Consider the following 19313-nt stretch of genomic DNA (forward strand, 5'->3'; position numbering starts at 1 on the left):
TCTTACTGGGCGGGCGCCGCCGCTTGCGGCGCCGGTTCGAATGTCAGCTGGTCATCGACGACCACGAATTGCCCGACCGGCTGGCCCAGGTCGGCCTTCGGGTCGTTTTCCATTTCCGTCAGGCTATTGCAGGTATTCGTTTCCGCCTGCCACAGCTGCTTGCCCATGCGGATATTCCACACGCCTTCGCCGGCCGCAAACAGCTCGACCTTGATGTCGGCAGGCGCGTCCGTCGACAGGGTGTGCAGGCGCTGGCAGTGCGGCAGATTGGTGGCCATCAGCTGCACTTCCACCGTATCTTGCCAAAAGTAACTTTGCTGGCGGCGCACGGTCAGGGAATGGTCGTGGCCATCGAACATATAGATGGCGAAGTCCTGGACACAGCCTGACAGCAGGACGGACAGCATGACGATCAGGAGTTTGCGCATGGTCGGCTTTCGTTGATGGTTCCCAGGAATGGCGAAAAATAATGGCAATGGCGAGAGTGGGCGCTTGCTCTATCGCTCCGGGGCGCGCCCGCCATCTTGTTTTTCGCTGACGTGGCATTATATCCATGCACACCAGTTGCGGCGCGACAATAGCGCGACTATCGTCCTACCGCGCCTGTCCCATCCCACCGACCTGGAAAGACCGCGATGATCGACCTGTATTACTGGACCACGCCCAACGGGCACAAAGTGACGATGTTCCTGGAAGAAGCGGGCATTCCCTACAACATCATTCCCGTGCATATCGGCAAGGGCGAGCAGTTCCAGCCCGAGTTTCTCGCCATCGCGCCGAACAACCGGATTCCCGCCATCGTCGACCAGGCGCCGGCCGATGGCGGCGCGCCGCTGTCGCTGTTCGAGTCGGGCGCCATCCTGCAATACCTGGCCGAGAAAAGCGGGCAATTCCTGCCGGACGACGTGCGCGGCCGTGCCGAGGTCATGCAGTGGCTGTTCTGGCAGATGGGCGGACTGGGTCCCATGGCCGGGCAGAACCACCATTTCGTGCAATACGCGCCCGAACCCATCGAGTACGCGATCACGCGCTATGTGAATGAAACGAACCGTCTATATGGCGTGCTGAACAAGCGCCTGGCCGACCGCGCCTTCGTCGCCGGCGACAGCTATTCCATCGCCGACATGGCGATCTATCCGTGGATCGTGCCGCACGCGCGCCAGCGCCAGAACCTGGACGAGTTCCCGCATCTGGCGCGCTGGTTCGCGGCGATTGTCGCCCGCCCGGCCACCGTGCGCGCGTATGCCCGCGCCGCCGAGATCAATGTGCAGCCGACCGTCAGCGGTGACGCGAAAAGCGTGCTGTTCGGCCAGACGGCAAAAACCGTCAGCTGACATTTTTATCATCTTCGCGGCCGGTTGGCGGGCGTAAAATGGGGCATTCCCCCTGACGAAAGCGGCCATGCGCATCCTGGTAATCGAAGACGAACCGAAGACGGGCGACTATCTGCTGCGCGGCCTGGCTGAATCGGGCTTCACGGTGAGCCTGGCGCGCAACGGCCGCGACGGCTTGCACATGGCCGGCACGCAGGCGCCCGACCTCATCGTGCTTGACGTCATGCTGCCCATCATGGATGGCTGGCAAGTGCTGCGCGCGCTGCGCCTGCAGGAAGGCGGCGCCGACGTGCCCGTGATCTTCCTCACGGCGCGCGACGAGGTGCAGGACCGCGTGAAAGGGCTGGAGCTGGGTGCCGACGATTACCTGGTGAAGCCGTTCGCGTTTGCCGAACTGGTGGCGCGCATCCGCACCCTGCTGCGCCGTGGCCCGCCCCGCGAGGACGAGGTGATCCGCATCGGCGACATGGAAATCGATGTGATGAAGCGCAAGGTCAGCCGGCAGGGCCAGCGCATCACCCTGACGGCCAAGGAATTCGGCCTGCTGCACCTGCTGGCGCGGCGCCAGGGTGAAGTGCTGTCGCGCTCCATCATCGCCGCGCAAGTATGGGACATCCATTTCGAGAGCGACACGAATGTCATCGATGCGGCCATCCGCCGCCTGCGCAGCAAGCTCGACGACCCGTTCGACCCCAAGCTGATCCACACCCTGCGCGGCATGGGTTATGTGTGCGAATTGCGCGTGCCCACGGTTTCTGACAGCGGCGCCGCCCCATGAAGCTGGCGCAGCTACGCCGCTCGATGACCCTGCGCGTCACGCTCGTGTTCGTGCTCATTGTGGCGCTCGTGTCGGCCGGCCTGGGCATGCATCTGTACCGTTCATTCGTGGTGGAAATCGAGCGCCGCGACGATATTTTACTGCTGGGAAAATTGCGGCAAATCCAGCAGTTGCTGGGCAATGCGGGCACCCTGGACATCATTCGCGAGCGGCCCCAGTATTTTCGCGACACCATGAGTGGGCAAGAGAATTCGCTCGTGCGCATCGTGCGCGCCGATGGCACGCGTTTGATCGATGTCAATCCGTATGGCGAGAACGTCGCGCATGCTGTTCCCGTGGCCGTCGATGCGCCAGTGACGGCCAGCGCGATTGTCAGCTGGACCAGCCGCGACGGCTATCCGGCGCGGGTCGTGGCGGCCAGCGCGCGCATCGGCGATCCGGCGCAGATGGCCGATATTTCCATCGCCAGGGTCTATGGCGACCGCAGCGTCATGTTTGCCGCCTACCGCTGGCAGATTGTCGTGTCGGTGGCCGTCAGCGCGCTGGTGGCGGCCTTGCTGGCGAGCGTGATGCTGTTGCGCGGCTTGCGGCCGCTGCGCAATATCGCCGCCCATGCGGCGCTCGTGCGGCCTGGCAAGCTGGGGCAGCAGCTCGAGGCGCGCGGCGCGCCGACGGAGCTGCTGCCGTTGATCCATGGGCTCAACGCCATGCTGGCGCGGCTGCAGGAAGGGTATGCGCGGCTGTCGCAGTTTTCCGCCGATCTCGCGCATGAATTCCGCACGCCCGTCACCAATCTGCTGGGACAAAGCCAGGTGATGCTGGCCCGCCCGCGCAGCGCGCAGGACTATGAACAGCTGGTGTCGTCGAATGTGGAAGAACTGGAACGGCTGTCGCGCATGATCGACAGCATGCTGTTCCTGGCGCGCGCGCAGCAGGAAGAGGTGGTGCTGGTCAAGCAAGCCTTGCCGGTGCAGGACGAGTTCCTGCGCCTGGCCGATTTCTTTGAAGGCCTGGCCGAGGAGCGGGGGCTGGCGCTGGCTTGCCACGGCAGCGGCACGGTGACGGCGGAGCCGCAACTGCTGCGCCGCGCGCTGGGCAACTTGCTGTCGAACGCGATCCGCCACGCGGCGCCGGGCAGTACGATCTTGCTGCGTTCGCACGCGACGCGCGAGGGCGTGGAGCTGAGCGTGAGCAATCTCGGTCCCGCCATCCCCGCGCGCCACCTGCCGCACCTGTTCGAACGCTTTTACCGCGCCGACCCGGCCCGCAGCGATTCGGCCGCTTCCACGGGCCTGGGCCTGGCCATCGTCACGGCCATCATGCAGTTGCATGGCGGCAGCGCGACGGTGGCGTCGGATGCGGCGGCCACGACGTTTACCTTGGATTTCCCGCTCCAGTAGTGCAGCGCGCAGGTCGGATGAGGCCAAGGGCCGTCATCCGACGCAGTGTTGGCGGTAGCGCAGATATCGGATTACGCGCAGCGTTGCCGCGCTAATCCGAGCTACGCAGGAAGGCATGGCCAGGTGACGTCAACCCATCTCCACCAAGAACTCATGCATGCCCGTATGCGGCAATTGCGCGCAGGCGGGCGCGAAATGCGGCAACTGTCCCCACAGCAAGGGGTTGCCGACGATGTACACATGATGCTGCGCGCGCGTCAGGGCCACGTTGAGCAAATTCGGCGTGGCGGCCGCCCACTGCGCGGCGCCGGCCGTGCTGTCGTCGGCGCCGAGGACCAGCATCACCACGCTTTGTTCCTTGCCCTGGAAGGTGTGCACGGTGCCCACCATCTGGCTGCTCCACTGGCGCAGTTCGCGCGCCGTGGGCGCCTTGCCGTAGCCGAGGCGGCGGTCCCAGTCCAGGTCCATGATGCGCGAACGCAATTCGTTGCGCACGGCCTTGAAGGGCGTAATGACATACATCTCGGGCAGCTTGCCGTCGCGGCGGTACAGTTTCAGCAGCACTTCCAGCACGAAATCGAGCTGCACGGGCACCACCTGCTTGTAGCTGACGGGACCGGCGGCATCGATCCAGCGGCTGGGGCCACGCGTGAGTCCGCGCGCGCCGGCTGGCGGCGTGCGTTCGCTCAAGCCATAGACCATCTTGTCTTCATAGGCGATGCTATTGGCTAGCGAGAACATCGGTTCCACGCAGCGGCGGTGCACGCGCAGGGGGCTGCCTATCCACAACGGTTGTGCGCTGCTGGCCGCCACCGTCGCGCCATAGCGGTTGGCGCGGTCGGCCAGGGTTTGCACGGAAACGCAGGTCGGCGCGTAGCCGCCGTCCTGCGTATGCGGCGACAGGGCGGACAAGGTCTGCACCAGGCGGTCCGGCACCGTGAAGATGGGTTCGATCTGCAGCGGGTCGCCGACGACGACGGCACGCTTGGCGCGCCACAGGCTGCCCAGCGCCGCCTGTGGCGGCGCCTGGCCCGCTTCATCGATGAACAGCCAGCCCAGCGATTCGGGACCCATGCCCTGGAACTGGCGCGCGAACGAGGCGAACGTCGTCGATACGACGGGCACGACCATGAACAGGCTATGCCATACCATGGCGATGTGCGACTGCTCATAGGCGCGCTTGTTTTTCAGCAATTTCGACACGGCCAGCAAGTTGCCGCCAAAGCCAGGTCCGCCCTTCTTCGCCACTTCCGCCAGCCATGCCTCATGCAGGGCCAGGGCCTTGGCGAACAGGCGCGAGCGCAAGCGGGCCAGCGCCGGTTCATGCCACAGGCCGCCAATTTGCAGCGCCTCGCCATCGAGCTCCTCCAGGGTAGCGGGCGCGACGATGGTGGGGAAACGCATGCGCGCGCGGCGCAGCAGTTCCGTGCTGTCGTCCCATTCGCGCTGGCGCGACTGCGCCGTGCGCAGGGCGATATGCAGGCTGTTGCGGGCGCGCTCGCAGCGCGGCTCCAGTTCACCTTTCAGCAGCAGCTTGATGGCGGAGACGTCGCGCGCGGCCTGGCGCTGCGCCTCGGCGTTGGCGACGACGGCCTCCTTGTAGGCGCGCGCCGGTGCCGTGCGGAACAAGCGGGCGAAAAAGCCCGGCTGCGTCAGCGCCACCAGGCGTTCCTCTTCCAGCAATTCCTTCTTGCTGGCGAGCAAGGTGTCCTGCTGTGCCAGCGCGGTGGCCAGGGCGCCATTCGCCCCATCCATCTCTTGCTCTGCCGCAATCAGCGCCTGCTGGCTGCTGTCGATGAATTGCGCTTCCGTGCACGTGCCCACGGCTTGCCACAGGGCCGCGTACTGGGCGTGCTCGGCCAGTGCCTTTTCCACCACGTGTTCCGTCTCGCGAAATTCGCGCGCCGCCTGGGCGAAGCTGACGCCCTGGTAGCTGGCCAGCCACTGGCGGATATTCTGCGCGTTCGGCGTCTTGCGCGGCGTATTCTTGTCCCAGTCGTCGTCATAGAAATTGCTGACGAAGCGCCGGCGATTCGCGCTATTACCCAGCGCACAGGACATCAAGCCCCACGGCGCTTCTTCCTCGGTCAGGGGGCGATTGGCGCCATTGCCGTCGGCCACGACGCGGCGCGCCACGCTTTCAAAGTAACGCGTGCGCGCCCATTCCTTGCCCAGCTGCTTCGGTTTCGGCAAGTCGCCGGAAATGTTTTCCACGGCCGCATTGTTCGACGAGGCGACGACCATTTCAAAGCCCGTCAGTTCCGGCCGCAAGCGGGCGATGGTGATCGGGTCGCGCACGCCTTCGAAGGCCACGGCCACCTTGCCGATGAAGGCGTCGGCGGCGCGGTCCAGGCAGGACAGCACGCTGGCGCGGCGCACGATGTTGTCGGCGAACAATTCGCGCAGCAAGGTCGTCTTGCCCGTACCCGGCGGGCCGTTGACGGAAAAGATGCCGCGTTCGCTCAAGCCCGTGCGCGCGCCGTGGATGGCGAACTGCTGCATCAGGCTCATGGCGTAGCTGGCGTCTTCCAGCCAGTGGCCGCGGTTCATATTGGCCGGATTGAGCATGGCGGCCAGCGCTTCGCGTCCGGCCGGGCTGTACAGGTCGATGCGCTCGTCCTGCGCCAGCGGCGTCAGGTAGGCGGCCACGGTGGCAGGCAGCTTGCCGCCGCGCAAGGTGCGGATGATGTGCTCGAGGTCATCGAGGTAAAAACTGTTGAGGATATCGATGGACGGCTCCACCGCGTCGCCAAAGTCCAGGGTGCGGTTGGCGCTCGCTTCCGTGGCGTCGAGCGCGTCGCCGGCGGGGCGTTTCTTGCGCGTGCGCACTTGCAGCACGGCCAAGGGCTGGGCGGCGGATGGGTGGAAGTTGGCCCAGTCCATCAGCAGGTCGGCCAGCGCCGCGATGTCCATGCCGGACAGCGGCGACGATACATTGCCGGCCTCGTCCGTGATTTGCTGGGCAGCGCGGCTGGCCGCGAAGTTGCGCAGGCGGTCTTGCAGCGCCAGCTGGCTGTCGCTGAAGGCGTCCAGGCTCAGGCCGGACCAGTCCGGCGTGCGGGCGCGCCCCAGCGCCCACGGCAGCGTGGAAATGGAGACGGGGTCGAACTGCGGCTCGCCCAGCGCATTGAGGCTCAGGCGGGCAAAGCACGAGCGTCCGTTCAGCTCTGTTTTTTCCGTTTCGGCGATATTTTCCGGGCCGCCCGAGGGCGGACAGGCCTTGTTGATTTCCGCCTTGTCGAACACGCCGAGGAAGAGCTGGAAACCGTCGATTTCGCGGTCGGACGGCACTTGCCATTGCGTGGCGAACTGCGGCGGCAATTGCGCCAGCTGTTCGCGGTGAAGGAGACGCACGGTGGACTGGTCTTCAACTTCCGTGATTTGATTCAGGTCAAACGGGATAAAGAATTCGATCTTGTGCCAATACTCCAGGATAGCCAGGAGGCGCTGCTGTTCTGCCTGATTCATGATGACCAATATTTTGTAAAGCGAGCGAGGATTGTAAAGCGTATGCGCGGTGCACGTTTTGCACTTTTGCCTATTGCGCGGCCTTTGCCGCAAAAAAAGTGGTATTAGCAGACGAAAAAAAGCCAGGCAGCAACTTCCTGCCTGGCTTTCCCGTAGCGAGGATGTTGCTACTCGTTAAAACTCTTCCCATTCGCTCTCGGCGGCGGCATTGCTGCGGCGCGCTGGCGCGGCCGGGATCGCCTTGCGCGCGGGCGCGGGCCTGGCCGCCGGCGGCGCGATTTTTGCCGCTGCCGTGGCTGTGCGCACAGGGCTGAGCTTGCTCACGCTGGCGACATGGTTGCCTGTTTTGAAGAAGCCCACCACGTGCGCCAGTTCGCCCGCCTGTTCCTGCATGCTTTGCGAAGCGGCGGCCGCTTCTTCCACGAGGGCGGCGTTTTGCTGCGTCACTTCATCCATCTGGGCGATGGCCATGTTGATCTGTTCGATGCCTATCGTCTGTTCGTGCGTGGCGGACGTGATTTCGCCCATGATGTCGGTCACGCGCACGATGCTGTCGACGATGTCGCCCATGGTCTGGCCCGCTTCATTGACGAGGCGCGAACCCGTGTCCACGTTGGCGACGGAAGCGGCGATCAGTTCCTTGATTTCCTTGGCGGCCGAGGCCGAGCGGTGCGCCAGGTTGCGCACCTCGGTGGCGACGACGGCGAAGCCACGGCCCTGCTCGCCGGCGCGCGCCGCTTCGACGGCCGCGTTCAAGGCCAGGATGTTGGTCTGGAAGGCGATGCCGTCGATGACGCCAATGATGTCGACGATCTTGCGCGACGACTCGTTGATGGTGCCCATGGTGTCGACCACTTGCGAGACGATGCTGCCGCCGCGCACGGCCACTTCCGACGCGCTTTTCGCCAGCTGGTTCGCCTGGCGCGCATTGTCCGCATTCTGTTTCACGGTCGAGGTCAGTTCTTCCATCGACGACGCCGTTTCTTCCAGCGAACTGGCTTGCTCTTCCGTGCGGGAAGACAGGTCGAGGTTGCCGGCGGCAATTTCGCTCGACGCCGTGGCGATGGCGTCCGTGCCATGGCGCACTTGCGCCACCACGCCCAGCAGGCTGTCGTTCATGGCTTTCAGGGCGCCCAGCAGGCGGCCCGTTTCATCGGTGGAATTGACGACGATGTGCGACGACAGGTCGCCCGAGGCCACGGTTTCGGCCACGGCCACTGCCGCATTGATGGGACGGGTGATCGAGCGCGTGATGATCCAGGCGACAAAGGCGCCCAGCAGCACGGCCACGCTGCCCAGGGTGATCATGAAGGCGCGCGCGCTGACGCTCAGCGCTTCCGCGTCGGCCGCCGCCTGCGCCGCCTGCTCGCCCTCGTACGCGACGAGGCTGTCGAGCGCCGACAACACGCGTTTCAGGCTGGGCGCCGCCTGCTGCGTCAGCGCGGCGATCGCTTCTTCCGTCTGACCCGCATTGCGCAGCTCGATGACCTTGTTGTTCAGCGGCGCGCCCGATTTCAGGGCCGCGTCCAGTTCGGCCATCAGCGCCGTTTCCTTGTCCGTCGCAATTTTCTTTTGCAGGGTTTCCTTGGCGGCGCCGTATTTCTTGCGCGCTTCGCCGATCTTCGCCAGTTCCGCCTGCACCAGCGCTTCCGTCGGCGCCACCACGACGCTGGTGATGGCCAGGGTAATGTTGCGCACGTTGTCGCTCATGGTATTGGCCGCCGCCATCTTGACGTTTTTGTCGGCAACGATGTCATGCGTGCGCTCGCTCAGTTGCGCCATCGAATACAGGCCGACGAGCAAGACGGCTACCAGCAAGCCGAGAACGACAGCAAACCCGATCCCGAGCCGGGTGCCGATTTTATAGTGTGTGAGTGACATGATTGCTTTCGTGTTTCTGAAGTAAGAGGAAACGTCGGACAGGCCAAGGCTACGGGTTTATACGTAAGACGGCGAGCCTGTAATTGTTCCTCAAAATTCCACACGGCAATACAAATAATTGTATCAAGTTAGCGAAAAATTAAAGAATTGGCAGCAAATGAAATAAGTTGTCGTGTGGAAACAACGAGCGCGCCGGCTGGCGGCCAGTCAGGCGTCCGGAAAGACGCGGGTGGCGAGGAAATCGATGAAGGCGCGCAGCTTTGGCGTCAGGTGGCGGCTGCTGGGCCACAGGATGCGGAAGGCGCCGTCGTGCTGGCGGTGTGCGCCCAGCACGGCATGCAGGCGGCCCGCGCCGAGTGCCGCGCGCACGGCAAAGTCGGGCAGTGCGGCGATGCCCAGGCCGCTTTCGGCAAAGTGCAGCAGGGTATCGACATTGTTGCAGTTCAGCAGCACCGGCAAGCCGGCCGCGTGCAGGGCCGGCCATTCGGCCAGGGGCCAGGCCTCGACCTTGCCGCTGCTGGGAAACTTGTACAGCAGGCACGTGTGACGGGCCAGCTCGGCGGGCACGGCCGGCGTGCCGTGCTGCGCCAGGTAGGCGGGTGCGGCCACCAGTTGCAGCTGGAACTGGCCCAGCTGGCGGCTCATCAGGCGGCTGTCGGCGCTTTCGCCCGCGCGCACGACGGCGTCATAGCCTTCCTCGATCACATCGACCCGGCGGTCGCTGAAATCGAGGTCGAGTTCCACCTGCGGATAGGCGCGCGCAAACGCGGCCAGCACGGGGTTGAGCAGGCCCCACCTGCGGCAGGCTGACGCGCAGGCGGCCCCGGGGCGCACTCTTGCTATTCGACAATTCCTGCTCGGCCGCCTCGATCTCGCCCAGGATGCGCCGGCAGCGTTCGAGAAATACCGTGCCTTCGCTGGTCAGCGCGATGCTGCGCGTGCTGCGGTGAAACAGGCGCACGCCGAGGCGCTCTTCCAGCCGCGCGATGCTCTTGCCGATGGCCGAGGCGGAAATGCCGAGCACGCGGCCCGCCGCCACAAAACTGCGCGTTTCGGCCGCCTGCACGAAGGCCGTGAATCCCGCCAGGTTATCCATTTTTACCCTTGATTGCGGATGTCGGAGTCCGCTCAGACAGAAACTATAGCCTGTTTTTCTTTTATCTAGGCCGTCTTACGCTGGAGGCCTGATCATTTGAAAGGCTGCCGTATGACTCCCGACTTCTCTTGCGCGGCGCTGTCCGCCCGTATCGATCCCTTGCTGGATGCCGTGTTGCGCCAGCAGCGCCTGGTGGGCGCCGTGCTGCTGGTGCGCCACCGTGGCCAGGAAATCTACCGGCGCGCCGCCGGCCAGCTGGACCGCGAGGCGGGCACGCCCATGCGCGAGGACGCGCTGTTCCGCCTGGCGTCCGTCAGCAAGCCCATCGTTTCGACGGCCGCGCTGGCGCTGGTGGGGCAGCATCGCCTGGGGCTGGACGACCGGGTGGTGCGCTGGCTGCCGTATTTTGCGCCGCGCCAGCCGGATGGCATGGTGGCGGCGATCACCGTGCGGCACTTGCTCACGCATACGGCAGGGCTCGACTATGGCTTCTTCCAGCCGCCGGGCGGTGCGTATGCGCGGGCGGGCGTCTCGGATGGCATGGATGCGTCCGCTATTTCACTGGAGGAGAACCTGCGCCGCCTGGCCACGCTGCCGCTCGCATATGCGCCGGGCGAACGCTGGGCGTATTCGATCGCCACCGACGTGCTGGGCGCCGTGATCGAGCAGGCGGCCGGCATGCCGCTGGCGCAGGCGGTGGCAGCGCTGGTGACGGCGCCGCTGGCCATGCGCGACACGGCTTTCCATGCCACGGAGCCGGCGCGCCTGGCCGTGGCGTATGCGGACCGCGCGGCGGGAGAAACGCAGCCGCGCCGCTTGCTGGACGCGGGGGAAGAGCATTTGCCGTTTCTCGACGGCATGGCCGGTTTTACCCTGTCGCCGGCGCGCGCCCGCGACGCGCATGCGTATCCATCGGGCGGCGCCGGCATGGTGGGGTCGGCACCCGACTTCATGCGCCTGCTGGAAACCTTGCGCCAGGGCGGCGCGCCGCTGTTGCCGCCAGAGCTGGCGCGCCAGATGGGAGAAAGCCAGACGGGCGGTTTCGACTTGCCGTTCTGGCCCGGGCGCGGCTTCGGCCTGGGGTTTACGGTGCTCAACGATGCGCAACTGGCCGCCACGCCGGAAGCGGCGGGCAGCTGGCGCATGGGCGGCACGTATGGCCATTCCTGGTTTGTCGACCCGGCCCGTGAATTGTCGGTGGTGGCGTTCACGAACACGGCGCTGGAAGGCATGGCGGGACCGTTTGTCGATGCGCTGTGCCAGGCCATTTATGGCGGCAACGACGCTGGCGTCGGAGCGTTGCGATGACGCGCCCGCATCCCGTCGTCTTTCTCGCGCTGGGCCTGTTTGGCGTGTACTGCATCGAGTTTGGCGTCGTCGGCATCTTGCCGATGATCATGCAGCGTTTCGATGTGACGGCGGCGCGCGCGGGGGCGCTGGTGAGTCTGTTCGCGCTGGTGATCGCCGTGGGCGGTCCCTTCCTCGTCCTGCTGGCCACGCGCTGGCGCCGCAAGCGCGTGCTGGTGGTGTCGCTGCTGGTGTTCGCGCTGGCCAGCGTGGCGTCGGCGCATGCGCCGCGGTTCGAGCTGCTGCTGGCGCTGCGCGTGGTGCCGGCCCTGTTCCACCCCGTGTATTTCTCGCTGGCCATGGTAGCCGCCGCCGCCCTGTATCCGCCGCAGCAATCGGCGCGGGCCGGCGCGCATGCATTCACGGGCACCAGCATGGGCATGGTGCTGGGCATCCCGCTGACCACCTGGATCGCCGCGCAATATGGCTATGAGGCATCGTTTCTCGCCTGCGCCCTCGTCAATGCGCTGGCGGCGCTGGGTGTGTTCCTGTTCTTGCCCGAGACGCCGCGGGAAGCGCCGCTGGCGTACGGCCGCCAGCTGGCCGTGCTGCGCAAGCCCGCGTTGTGGCTGACGATTGCCGCCGCCGTGCTGGTGTTTGCCGCCATGTTTGCCGTGTATGCGTATGCGGCCGCGTATCTGCAGCAGGTGGCGCTGTTGACGGCGCGCCAGACGGGGCTGGCGCTGGTGGTGTTTGGCGTCGGCGGCGTGGCGGGCAATCTGTGCGCGGGGCGCCAGCTGGGCACGCACGTGCTGCGCACGGTCTTGCTGCAGCCCGTGCTGCTGGGGCTGGCGTACTGCCTGCTGTACCGTTATGCGGGCGCGGACATCGGCTGGCCCGCCTGGATGGTGTTGCTGCTGTTCTGGGGCGCGGCGCACACGAGCGGCCTGATCGTCACGCAAGTGTGGCTGAGCAGCGAAGCGCGCGAGGCGCCCGCGTTCGCCATCGGCGTGTATATCGCCGCCATCAACCTGGGCGTGACGCTGGGGGCGCTGGCGGGCGGCGTGGCCATCGCCCGCCACGGCTTGCAGGCGGCGCTCGGCTGCGGCGTGCTGCTCGGCGCGCTGGCGCTGGCATTGATCGCGCTCAAGGCGTGGCTGTATCGCTTGCCCATGCGGCAGCTAGATATGGTTGGGGATGCGAAACAGTAAATCCGTGTCGCCGATGTCCACGCCCGCTTGCGACAGCAGGGTGCTGGCCTGGCCCCGGTGATGCGTCTGGTGGTTGAAGAAATGCATGAGCAGGCTGAAAAATTCGCGCCGGTTCGGTCCCTTGCTGTTGCGGTAATCGAGCAGGTGGTCGAGGTCGGCTTCCGCGATGGAGGCGGCCCAGTCGACGATGAGCTGGTCCAGCCATCGCCGGTGTGCGTGCATGGCGGCAAAATCGTCGGCCGCGAACAGCGGCTGTGTCAGCGAGCTGGGCGGCGTGATGGCGCGGATGGGATCGAGCAGGGGAAAGCCGGCCGGGTGCTGCGCGTAGCGCTGCAGCCACAGGGTGTCGCCCACCATCACGTGGTTTAGGGTCGCCAGCAGGGAACCAAAAAAAGCGCCCCGCTCGCGCTGCAGCTCTGCAGGCGGCAGGCCGGCCGCCGCCGCGTAGACCTTGGCATTCATCCACTGGTTGTAATCGGCCATCAGGCAAATGTGGGCACAACGAGACATGACGACTCCTTCAAGTGGATGAAAAATAAGCTTAAACGGATTTCAGGAACGCGCGTATACCAGCGAGCAACATTTCAATGGCCATCGCCGTCAAGATCAAGCCCATCAGGCGCTCGAACGCCGTCATGACTCTTGGACCCAGCGCCCGCTGCAGGCGTTCGGCGCACAGGAAGACGGCCAGCCAGACGACGGCCACGGCCGTCAGACCCGCCACGTGGGCGATGACTTCGTTCATTTCATGCGAGGAAAACAGCAGCACGGTGGCCAGCGCGGACGGGCCGGCCAGCGCGGGGATGGCCAGCGGCACGATGAACGGTTCGCCGCCCATCTCGTGGTCGCTATTGCCGGCGCTCGGCTGTGGAAACACCATGCGCATGGCGATCAGGAACAGGATCACGCCGCCGCCGATGCGCAGCGCCACTTCCGACAATTGCAAGGCGTTCAGGAAGTGGCGGCCGAAGAACATGAACAGCAGCAAGATGCCGAAGGCGATCATGCACTCGCGCACCACAACTTTCCAGCGCCGCTCGACGGGCACCCGTTTCAGGGCATTGACGAACAGGGAAACATTGCCGAACGGGTCGGTGACGAGCAAGAGCAGGATAAATGTCTGGAAGAAATTCTGTGTCATGGTGATGGCTGAAAAGGGTCAAAACCGCTGCCAGGATGGGCGCGGTTTCATTAAGGCTTGCGATGATAACAAGCCTGTCGGCAATCGCCCATGATTATTGATGCATAGCAGCATTTATTTACGCCGCGCTTGCCTTTGCCTGGTAAAACGCCGTTGGCGTCGTGCCGAAATGCTTCCTGAACATGGCCGTAAACGCGCTCTGGCTCGTGTAGCCGTTGTCCATGGCCACGTCGATCACCTTGCCGCCGCGCGCCAGCTGTTCCAGCGCGCGCAGCAAGCGGGCTTGCTGGCGCCACTGGCCAAAGCGCATGCCCGTCTGTTTCTGGAACAGGCGGTGCAGGCTGCGCTCGGTAATGGCCAGCTCCTGCGCCCAGGCGGCCACCGTCACCTGCTCGCCCGGCGCCGTCATCAGCCGCGCGCAGATGCCGCGCAGGCGCGCATCCACGGGTAACGGCAGATACAGGGGCAGCACGGGCAGGCTGTCGAGTTCATGCAACAGCAATTGCAGCAAATGCCAGTCGCGGCTGCCTTCCGTGAAATCGGGCGCGATATCGACGGCCGCCACGACCAGCTGGCGCAGCAGGGGACTGATATCGAGCACGCAACTGTGGCGCGGCAGCAGCGGCGAGTTGGCGCAGTCGACAAACACCGTGCGCATCTTGACGTCGCCGCTCATGCGCACCTGGTGCGCGACGCCCGGCTGCAGCCAGACGCCGCGCGTGGGCGGCACCACCCAGCGCCCGCCCTGCGTCTCGATGGTCATCACGCCTTCTATGGCGTACAGCAACTGCGCATGCGTGTGGCGGTGCACGGAAATGACGTGGCCATGCGCATAGTCGACGGCCAGCGCCATGGCGCGCGCGGTGACGGGCAGCAATTCCTGAAAGGCGGGCGAGCTACATTCCATGTCTATGAGCGTCAGTTTTACGATAGGTACAGACATATTAGCGCGAGAAGGCGCGGCGCGCCTGCGGCATGATGAATACCCGCAATTATTTATGGAGCCTCGCATGCCTGTGCGCGCCTATCTGTATCCCTTCCTGGCCATGCTGCTGTGGGCCGGCAACGTCGTCGTGTCCAAGCTGGCCGCGTCCAGCATCGCCCCCACGGCCATCACCTTTTACCGCCTGGTGCTGGTGCTGCTCGTGATGACGCCGTTTATTGCCCGTCCCCTGTGGCGCAACCGCGCGGCGCTGCGGCGCCAGTGGTGGCAGCTGGCGTTGTGCGGCCTGATGTCGATGGCGCTGTTCCAGAGCCTGTCCTACCGCGCCGCCGAATCGACGACGGCCACCAACATGGCCATCGTCACGGCACTGGCGCCCCTGATGACGGCCATCCTCAGCGTGCTGCTGCTGGGCGAGCGATTGACCCTGGGCATGGCGGCCGGCGGCGTGCTGTCGTTCGGCGGCTTGCTGTACCTGGTGGGGCGCGGCGACGTGCTGGCCTTGCTGCACGAGGGCGTGCATGCGGGCGACGCCTTGATGCTGCTCGCTTGCCTGATCTTTGCCCTGTACGGCGTGCTGCTGCGCCGCTGGCGCTTATCGGTTCCCGCCTGGCAAGCCATTTATTGCCAGGCGCTGGCGGCCCTGGCCTGCATGCTGCCGTTTTTCCTGCTGCTGCCAGCGGGCAGCGCCAGGCTCGACGCCACCACCCTGCCCCTGATCGGCTATGCGGGCATCGGTTCCTCCATTGTCCTGTCCTACCTGTGGATCGAGGGCGTCAAACTGCTGGGGCCGAACCGCTGCAGCATCTATGTCAACCTGCTGCCGATCCTGACGGCGCTGCTGGCGATCGTCTGGTTGCATGAAAGCATGCGTATTTACCACCTGGTCGGCGGCGGCATCTCGCTGCTGGGCGTGCTGCTGGCGCAAACGGTGCAGCGGCCCCTGTTCGGCCGGCGTGCTCGGGTGTCGGGCCTTGCCTGAATGGCCATGCATAATGGCGGTTTTCGGTAGCGGAGCTGGCATGCGGCAAACAGTATTGATGAGCACGATGGCGGCGCTGCTGGCGCTGGGCGCCCTGGCGCCGGTCCAGGCCGCGGCGCGCTTCTATGCAGGCCAGCCGATGGCCACCGCCAGTGTTGTCGAGCGCCGCGACGGTGGCGTGGTGCTGGCGTTCCTGCGCGAAAATGGCGAGGTCAACGGTTACTACTGCCAGTGCAATGGCGACAGCGAAAAACGCATGAACCTGGACAGGTACGGCCAGGCCAGCATCGAGGCCGTGTTCCAGCTGGACCTTGACAGCGAAGGCGAAACCACGTTCGTCCTCAGCCGCAGCGCCGGCAACCGTGCCTATGGCTTGCATGCCTATCGCTACGAGCGTAGCGGCGGCAGGATGTTCAAGGTTGCCGCCCTGCAGCCGACGCTGGACGCCATCGTGCGCGGGGCCAGGTCCATGGACGAGGCGCGGCTGCGCGCCGCGCTGGCATCGCTGCAGCTGATCGATTACAGCATTGCGTATGCGCCCACGGGCGTGGCCGAATTCGATGCCATCGAGCATGGCCATGGCAAGCTGGTCGGCTATTTCAATATCGATGGCGAGTTATTGCCCGGCAAGCCGACGGCAGCGCCCGCGTTTGCCTATAAAAAAACGTTTCAGGAAAAGGCGGGCCTTTTCCTCACGGTCACCTATCTGCTGGGCAAGGGGTGGGAAGGGGGGCGCGCGCCCAGTTATCACGTCAGGTGGATCAGCTGGGAAACGCAGCCCCAGCGTTTTGCCGCCAGCCAGGATGGACTATTCATCGAATACGAGGTGAATTGCTGCACGGGCAGCGTGTTTGCGCGTGGACAATATGCGCACGGCAAGCGCACGGGGCAATGGCACTACGAGGAGCCGCTCACCATCCGTTCGTCTGGCGCCTTTGTCGACGACAAGGCGCAAGGCCAGTGGACGTATGAAAGCGGCGAGGAAACCACGACAGGCCAGATGCTCAACGGCCAGCGCACGGGGCGCTGGCAAGTGAGCGAAGGCGTGGCCGAGTGGCGCGACGAGGGCAAGGGCAATTACCAGGGCTACGATACCTTTGCCAGGGACAGGCTGGACGGCCCCAGCGAGCGCCGCATCGGCGCGGTGGTGCACTGGCAGGGTAACTATGTGAATGGCAAGAAGCAGGGCCAGTGGCTCCAACCTGGCGGTGGCGGCAATTACGTCGATGACGTGAAACAGGGACCGTGGAAGCAGGCGACGCCGGATGGCGGCTGGCAAGTGCTGACCATGCACGATGGCGAACCGGACGGCAAGCTGGAGCAATACGCGGCCGATGGCCGGCTGCAGCTGGTTGAACATTATCGCCTGGGCGTGCTTGACGGCCCGATGGAAAGTTTTTATCCGGATGGCAAGCGGCGTTACCAGGGCACGTTTACCGACGGCAAGCGCGATGGCGCGGAAACCCTGTTTTATGCGGACGGCGAATCGCCGCAATTTCACCGCCACTGGCACCAGGGCGTGCTGCACGGCGTCAGCATCGAGAATTTCCAGAACGGCAAGCCGAAGCAGATAGGCAGTTACAACATGGGCAAGAAAACGGGGCGGCAGCAATATTTCCGCGACGATGGCCAGCTCATCGAAGAAACCATGTATTAACTTGTTGACTAACATAAATGGCATGCCGGCGCGACCTCGTGCGTCGCCGGAACGCCAGTTCTGCGCAAAAAACATCATCTCCTTGTTACAAAGCGTGAAAATCCATACTGGATATTGCTACTGGTAATCTTTTTCTGTATCTTGCAGTCAGGAAATTAAAAATACAGAAAACCTCAACCCTGTTGCTCTGTATTGCACTCCTGACGATATGCGCTGGCCGCCTTTCCCCCTGCTGCCGCACACGCCGTATCGACCTGTCCTGAACAATTCACCTGACCCGCCTATCTGGCGTTTGCCGCGATCTTCGTTGGCAAGCGTGTGGATGGTTGCGCCCTTACCGAGGAAGAGCATGTTGTCGAACATAACAATAAAGATGCGCCTGATTGCCACCATGAGTGTGCTGGGCCTGCTGATCGCCGTACTGGGCGCCATGAGCATGATCGGGCTGAAATCGGCCAATAATAGCCTCAACGAGGTGTACAGCAACCAGCTGGCATCGACGCAGGCCATCGGCGAATCGCAGATTTCCCTGGGCCGCGCCCGTTTCACGATGGACCGCGTGATGGTGCATCCCGATGCCGCCGACGCCAAGGATACCCTGGCCCGTTCCGAACAATTCCTGGAAGCGTCGAACAAGGCCTGGAAACTGTATCTGGGCTTGCCGCAAAGCACGGAAGAGAAGCGCCTGTCCGACGACATGGACAAGAAGCGCAGCGACTATATCAACAATGGCGTGCTGGCAATGGGCAAGGCTTTGCGCGAGGGCAATATCGCGCAGGCGGACAGCCTGATGATGACGGGCTTGTCACCCCTGTATCGTAGCCTGGATCAGGCGGCTGAAACCTTGACGCAATACCAAGCAAGCTCGGCTGCCAAGATGTACGCCGACAGCCAGGCCAGCTACCACACGCAAGTGACGATGGCCATCATCGGCATCGTGGTGGGCGGCTTGCTGATCGTCATTTCCAGCATTCTCTTGCTGCGCGCCATCTTCGGCCCGCTGGACCAGGCCTTGCGCCACTTCGGCGCCATTTCCGACGGCAACCTCGCCAATGACATCGTCATCGCGCGCCACGACGAGATGGGCGCCTTGCTGACGGGCTTGAAACAGATGCAGGAACGCCTGTCGACTACCGTGCGCGGCGTGCGCGACGGCAGCGGCGCCATCGCCACGGCCAGCAATGAAATCGCTTCGGGCAACCTGGACCTGTCGAGCCGCACGGAACAGCAAGCTTCGAGCCTGGAAGAAACGGCGTCCTCGCTGGAAGAGCTGACGTCGACCGTCAAACAGAACTCGGACAATGCGCGCCAGGCGAACCAGCTGGCCGTCTCCGCCTCCGAGGTGGCCGTGAAGGGCGGCGCGCTGGTGGCGCAAGTGGTCGACACCATGGGTTCCATCAGCGAATCGTCGAAAAAGATTGCCGACATCATCGGCGTCATCGACGGCATCGCCTTCCAGACCAACATCCTGGCCTTGAACGCGGCCGTGGAAGCGGCGCGCGCCGGCGAGCAGGGCCGTGGCTTTGCCGTCGTCGCCACGGAAGTGCGCAACCTGGCGCACCGCTCGGCCAGCGCGGCCAAGGACATCAAGATGCTGATCGAAGCGTCGGTGCAGAATGTGGGCGCCGGTAGCGAGCTGGTCAGCCAGACGGGCACGACGATGGACGAGATCGTCTCCAGCATCCGCCGCGTGACGGATATCATGGGCGAAATCAGCGCCGCCGGCCGCGAACAGGAACTGGGCATCGGCCAGATCAACCAGGCCGTGGCGGAGATGGATACCGTGACGCAGCAGAATGCGGCGCTGGTGGAAGAAGCGGCGGCCGCGTCGGAATCGATGCAGGAGCAGGCGGCCGCGCTGGCCGAGATGGTCAGCATCTTCACGCTGGACGCCGCGCACAGCGGTCCGGCCGCGGCCAAACCCGCCTTGCGCAAGCCGGCCGTGGCGGCCGCCGCCAGCCCGGCCGCGCCGCGCCCGGCCCTGCGCCTGGCGACGGCCCGCGCCGCGGCAGCACCTGTCGCTGCTGCAAAACCGCGTCCCGCCAAGCCCGCCGCGGATAGCAGCGGTGAATGGGAAGAGTTTTAACAACACCTAAAAACCTGCTGCGCGTCGTAACTTGCGGCCTGCGATGCGC

14 protein-coding genes and 1 pseudogene are annotated in these 19313 nt (G+C 64.7%); 8 read left to right on the forward strand and 7 right to left on the reverse strand.

Annotated features, from left to right (window positions below):
* Positions 1-2: 2 nt before the first annotated feature.
* Positions 3-428, reverse strand: a complete 426-nt coding sequence (locus AC1RDJ_RS24870; protein WP_071326127.1) for a YdgH/BhsA/McbA family protein — start codon at positions 426-428, stop codon at positions 3-5.
* A gap of 207 nt (positions 429-635) precedes the next feature.
* Between AC1RDJ_RS24870 and AC1RDJ_RS24875 the strand changes: the two genes are divergently transcribed.
* The 3 genes from AC1RDJ_RS24875 (at position 636) to AC1RDJ_RS24885 (ending at position 3512) form a co-directional block, all read left to right on the forward strand.
* Complete coding sequence (locus tag AC1RDJ_RS24875; protein WP_493029016.1) at positions 636-1334, forward strand: glutathione binding-like protein; 699 nt, start codon at positions 636-638, stop codon at positions 1332-1334.
* A 67-nt stretch (positions 1335-1401) separates the two neighbouring features.
* The gene (locus tag AC1RDJ_RS24880) at positions 1402-2112 is read left to right on the forward strand and encodes a heavy metal response regulator transcription factor (RefSeq protein ID WP_493029017.1); all 711 of its coding nucleotides are present in this window, start codon (positions 1402-1404) and stop codon (positions 2110-2112) included.
* Complete coding sequence (locus tag AC1RDJ_RS24885; protein WP_493029018.1) at positions 2109-3512, forward strand: heavy metal sensor histidine kinase; 1404 nt, start codon at positions 2109-2111, stop codon at positions 3510-3512. Before AC1RDJ_RS24880 ends, AC1RDJ_RS24885 begins: the two co-directional genes overlap by 4 nt.
* 129 nt (positions 3513-3641) lie before the next feature.
* Here AC1RDJ_RS24885 and AC1RDJ_RS24890 read toward each other — a convergent pair whose 3' ends face one another.
* The 3 genes and pseudogenes from AC1RDJ_RS24890 to AC1RDJ_RS24900 all read right to left on the reverse strand — a co-directional run bounded on the left by AC1RDJ_RS24890 (position 3642) and on the right by AC1RDJ_RS24900 (position 9957).
* Entirely contained in the window at positions 3642-6980 is a 3339-nt protein-coding gene (locus AC1RDJ_RS24890) for a DEAD/DEAH box helicase (RefSeq protein ID WP_493029019.1), read from the reverse strand.
* Positions 6981-7154: 174 nt separating this feature from the next.
* Positions 7155-8861, reverse strand: a complete 1707-nt coding sequence (locus tag AC1RDJ_RS24895; RefSeq protein WP_493029021.1) for a methyl-accepting chemotaxis protein — start codon at positions 8859-8861, stop codon at positions 7155-7157.
* A gap of 207 nt (positions 8862-9068) precedes the next feature.
* Positions 9069-9957 (reverse strand): annotated as a pseudogene (locus tag AC1RDJ_RS24900) (LysR family transcriptional regulator).
* Positions 9958-10068: 111 nt separating this feature from the next.
* Here AC1RDJ_RS24900 and AC1RDJ_RS24905 point away from each other — a divergent pair.
* The gene (locus tag AC1RDJ_RS24905) at positions 10069-11265 is read left to right on the forward strand and encodes a serine hydrolase domain-containing protein (RefSeq protein ID WP_493029022.1); all 1197 of its coding nucleotides are present in this window, start codon (positions 10069-10071) and stop codon (positions 11263-11265) included.
* A complete protein-coding gene (locus AC1RDJ_RS24910) occupies positions 11262-12455 on the forward strand; it encodes an MFS transporter (protein ID WP_493029024.1) in 1194 nt (397 codons plus the stop codon). The genes AC1RDJ_RS24905 and AC1RDJ_RS24910 overlap by 4 nt, the downstream gene beginning before the upstream one ends.
* Here the strand turns inward: AC1RDJ_RS24910 and AC1RDJ_RS24915 are convergent.
* The 3 genes from AC1RDJ_RS24915 to AC1RDJ_RS24925 all read right to left on the reverse strand — a co-directional run bounded on the left by AC1RDJ_RS24915 (position 12426) and on the right by AC1RDJ_RS24925 (position 14503).
* Positions 12426-12965: a DinB family protein gene (locus AC1RDJ_RS24915; protein WP_071326136.1), complete on the reverse strand. Its 540-nt coding sequence runs from the start codon at positions 12963-12965 to the stop codon at positions 12426-12428. The genes AC1RDJ_RS24910 and AC1RDJ_RS24915 overlap by 30 nt on opposite strands.
* A gap of 31 nt (positions 12966-12996) precedes the next feature.
* Positions 12997-13596: a MarC family protein gene (locus AC1RDJ_RS24920; protein ID WP_071326137.1), complete on the reverse strand. Its 600-nt coding sequence runs from the start codon at positions 13594-13596 to the stop codon at positions 12997-12999.
* Positions 13597-13714: 118 nt separating this feature from the next.
* Positions 13715-14503, reverse strand: a complete 789-nt coding sequence (locus AC1RDJ_RS24925; protein WP_493029027.1) for an AraC family transcriptional regulator — start codon at positions 14501-14503, stop codon at positions 13715-13717.
* Between the two features lie 103 nt (positions 14504-14606).
* On the opposite strand from AC1RDJ_RS24925, the gene AC1RDJ_RS24930 reads away from it, so the two are divergent.
* From AC1RDJ_RS24930 to AC1RDJ_RS24940, 3 genes are all read left to right on the forward strand, one after another.
* Positions 14607-15521, forward strand: a complete 915-nt coding sequence (locus tag AC1RDJ_RS24930; protein ID WP_071326139.1) for a DMT family transporter — start codon at positions 14607-14609, stop codon at positions 15519-15521.
* Between the two features lie 40 nt (positions 15522-15561).
* Complete coding sequence (locus AC1RDJ_RS24935; protein WP_493029028.1) at positions 15562-17178, forward strand: toxin-antitoxin system YwqK family antitoxin; 1617 nt, start codon at positions 15562-15564, stop codon at positions 17176-17178.
* A 349-nt stretch (positions 17179-17527) separates the two neighbouring features.
* A complete protein-coding gene (locus AC1RDJ_RS24940; protein WP_071326141.1) occupies positions 17528-19264 on the forward strand; it encodes a methyl-accepting chemotaxis protein in 1737 nt (578 codons plus the stop codon).
* Positions 19265-19313 lie beyond the last annotated feature (49 nt).

The sequence above is a fragment of the Janthinobacterium sp. GW822-FHT07H10 genome (assembly GCF_058798675.1).

Excerpts from the sequence above, each read along its gene's own strand:
- AC1RDJ_RS24905 (WP_493029022.1), top strand. The coding sequence starts at position 10,069 with ATGACTCCCGACTTCTCTTGCGCGGCGCTGTCCGCCCGTATCGATCCC.
- AC1RDJ_RS24870 (WP_071326127.1), bottom strand. The coding sequence starts at position 428 with ATGCGCAAACTCCTGATCGTCATGCTGTCCGTCCTGCTGTCAGGCTGT.
- AC1RDJ_RS24925 (WP_493029027.1), bottom strand. The coding sequence starts at position 14,503 with ATGGAATGTAGCTCGCCCGCCTTTCAGGAATTGCTGCCCGTCACCGCG.
- AC1RDJ_RS24935 (WP_493029028.1), top strand. The coding sequence starts at position 15,562 with ATGCGGCAAACAGTATTGATGAGCACGATGGCGGCGCTGCTGGCGCTG.
- AC1RDJ_RS24920 (WP_071326137.1), bottom strand. The coding sequence starts at position 13,596 with ATGACACAGAATTTCTTCCAGACATTTATCCTGCTCTTGCTCGTCACC.
- AC1RDJ_RS24910 (WP_493029024.1), top strand. The coding sequence starts at position 11,262 with ATGACGCGCCCGCATCCCGTCGTCTTTCTCGCGCTGGGCCTGTTTGGC.
- AC1RDJ_RS24885 (WP_493029018.1), top strand. The coding sequence starts at position 2,109 with ATGAAGCTGGCGCAGCTACGCCGCTCGATGACCCTGCGCGTCACGCTC.
- AC1RDJ_RS24890 (WP_493029019.1), bottom strand. The coding sequence starts at position 6,980 with ATGAATCAGGCAGAACAGCAGCGCCTCCTGGCTATCCTGGAGTATTGG.
- AC1RDJ_RS24930 (WP_071326139.1), top strand. The coding sequence starts at position 14,607 with ATGCCTGTGCGCGCCTATCTGTATCCCTTCCTGGCCATGCTGCTGTGG.
- AC1RDJ_RS24875 (WP_493029016.1), top strand. The coding sequence starts at position 636 with ATGATCGACCTGTATTACTGGACCACGCCCAACGGGCACAAAGTGACG.
- AC1RDJ_RS24895 (WP_493029021.1), bottom strand. The coding sequence starts at position 8,861 with ATGTCACTCACACACTATAAAATCGGCACCCGGCTCGGGATCGGGTTT.
- AC1RDJ_RS24915 (WP_071326136.1), bottom strand. The coding sequence starts at position 12,965 with ATGTCTCGTTGTGCCCACATTTGCCTGATGGCCGATTACAACCAGTGG.
- AC1RDJ_RS24880 (WP_493029017.1), top strand. The coding sequence starts at position 1,402 with ATGCGCATCCTGGTAATCGAAGACGAACCGAAGACGGGCGACTATCTG.
- AC1RDJ_RS24940 (WP_071326141.1), top strand. The coding sequence starts at position 17,528 with ATGTTGTCGAACATAACAATAAAGATGCGCCTGATTGCCACCATGAGT.